Origin of the sequence: Bradyrhizobium sp., assembly GCF_049586575.1 — a bacterium.
GTDB lineage: Bacteria > Pseudomonadota > Alphaproteobacteria > Rhizobiales > Xanthobacteraceae > Bradyrhizobium.
Window position 1 is genome coordinate 1 of the sequence record NZ_JBAVCF010000770.1, and the last position, 1,981, is coordinate 1,981.

2 protein-coding genes are annotated in these 1,981 nt (G+C 65.0%); one reads left to right on the top strand and one right to left on the bottom strand.

All coding sequences use genetic code 11. From position 1 onward, the window contains the following. The first annotated feature begins 167 nt into the window (after positions 1 to 167). On the top strand, positions 168 to 998 hold the full coding sequence (locus WB528_RS27635) for a dienelactone hydrolase family protein (protein WP_423892518.1): 831 nt from the start codon (positions 168 to 170) through the stop codon (positions 996 to 998). A gap of 26 nt (positions 999 to 1,024) precedes the next feature. On the opposite strand, the gene WB528_RS27640 is transcribed toward WB528_RS27635, so the two are convergent. Further along, positions 1,025 to 1,981 (bottom strand): exodeoxyribonuclease VII large subunit (locus WB528_RS27640; RefSeq protein ID WP_423892517.1); only part of this gene is annotated, 957 nt, incomplete at its 5' end.

Genomic DNA, 1,981 nt, shown 5'->3' on the forward strand with positions numbered 1-1,981 from the left:
AACCACTACCATAAATAGGTTCGAGTGTCCGCCCGTCAAACCCACCGATTTGTGATGAATTTGGCGCGTGGCGCGTGTTAGCCTTTTGTGGGGTCGCTGAAACGGGAAGCGAAAGTCAGAACTGACCACCACTCGTCCCACTAGTCCCATCCTGATCCGGCAAAATGATGCGCTTGTTATCGATCATCGCCGCTTTCGCATGTCTTGCCGTGATGTGGCCTTCGCGCGCGGCGTCGTTGCCGCAGGCGATCGAGATTCCTTCGGGAACCACGGTCCTCCACGCCCAGCTCTACAAGCCGCAAGGTAACGGTCCGTTTGCGGTCGTGATCGGGCTGCATGGATGTGGCGGTTTGTCCGGCCATTCCGAGCCGGTCCAGGTTCGCTATAGGGACTGGGCCGAGCAATTGCTCAGGAACGGCAAGGCCATTTTGTTTCCCGACAGCTACGGCTCGCGCGGACTTGGCCCGCAATGTCACGTCAAGGAACGCAGGATCACCGCCCGCCGCGAGCGCGTGGCCGACATCCTCGCGGCACGGCAATGGCTGATGCAGCAGCCGTGGGTCGCGCATGATCGCATCAGCCTGTTGGGCTGGGCCAATGGTGCGAGCGCGTTATTGTGGGCCGTTCGCCCGCAGTTATTGCTGCGCCATGCCGAGCCGGATTTCCGCTCGGCCGTCGCCTTCTATCCCGATTGCCGCCTTTCGTCAGGGCTGGGCTGGAGTGCGCGTGTTCCAACTCTGGTTCTGATCGGCGCCAAGGACGACGTCAGTTCGCCGCCCGCCTGCCGCCAGATGGTCGAGGGCGCCCATGGCCGCAGCGCGCTGACGCGGATCGTGGTCTATCCGAGCGCCTATCACGATTTCGATCGCCCCAATCTGCCCGTTCACGCGATCGATTCAAATGCCGATACCGCCGATCCTGAAAAAGGGCACGTCGGGACGGACGCGGAAGCACGCGCCGATTCGCAAAGGCGGGTCGCGGAGTGGCTGGCGCGGTGAGGGGATAGGCGAGCCCGCGCGCTGATCTAGAACAGATTTCCCTGGTCGACCGGTTTTGCCGCGCGTTTCTGCGCCGGCGGCTTGTGCTCGCGGGGCTCAGGTTTCGGCGCTGCTGACGTTGCCGTCACGTCGCGTCCATCCGCGGTAACGCCCACACGCCCGTCAGCAAACTCGATGCTCATGCGCGCGCCCGGTCCGACGTCGGCGCTTGCATGCAGCGGATGGCCGGCCTCGTCGCGCACGAGCGCAAAGCCGCGCGCCAGCACGCCGCGATAGGACAATGCGCTCAGCAATTGCCCGCTGTGGGCGACCCGTGCCGAAAGGCGTTGTGTCGAGGTCGCGAGCGCGCGGCGACCGCGCTCGGCGAGTCGAAGTATGCGTTCGCGATCGCGAGCAATCGCCTGGCGCTGCGCCTCAGCGTTCGAAAGCTTCGAAGCCTTGAGCCGGATCGCCAGACCGTTGAAGCGATCGCCGCGGTTTCGCAGCAGGCTTCTCGCCGAATGCGTGATCCGTTCGCCTGATACCGTGAGCCGTTGCCGGGCTTGCGCGAGCTGGCCGCGCAGCACCCGCATGGTCAGCCGCGCGCTCAACCCAGCAAAGTGCCGGAAATGCGCGTGCGTGTTGGCCCTCAGGCTGCGGGGCAGCGCGAAGGTGGCGCCATCAAGCCGCTGGCGCGGAATGGCGAGGAGTTCGCTTAAATTCGGCAGCGCGCGGGCGGCGGCGCGCAGTTCGTTGCGGCGCATCTCCTGGCCGCGTTGCCAGCACAGCATTGCCCGCCGTGCCAGAGAAGCCACCTCAACCGTCAGCTCGCTTCGGACCGGAACCGCCATCTCGGCGGCCGCTGTCGGCGTCGGCGCGCGCTTGTCCGCGGCAAAATCGATCAGCGTCACGTCGGTCTCGTGGCCGACTGCCGAGATCAGCGGAATCATGCTGTCGGCGGCGGCGCGAACCACGATTTCCTCATTGAACGACCAGAGATCCTC

Coding starts and splice junctions, on each gene's coding strand:
- WB528_RS27635 (WP_423892518.1), top strand. CDS start 168: ATGCGCTTGTTATCGATCATCGCCGCTTTCGCATGTCTTGCCGTGATG.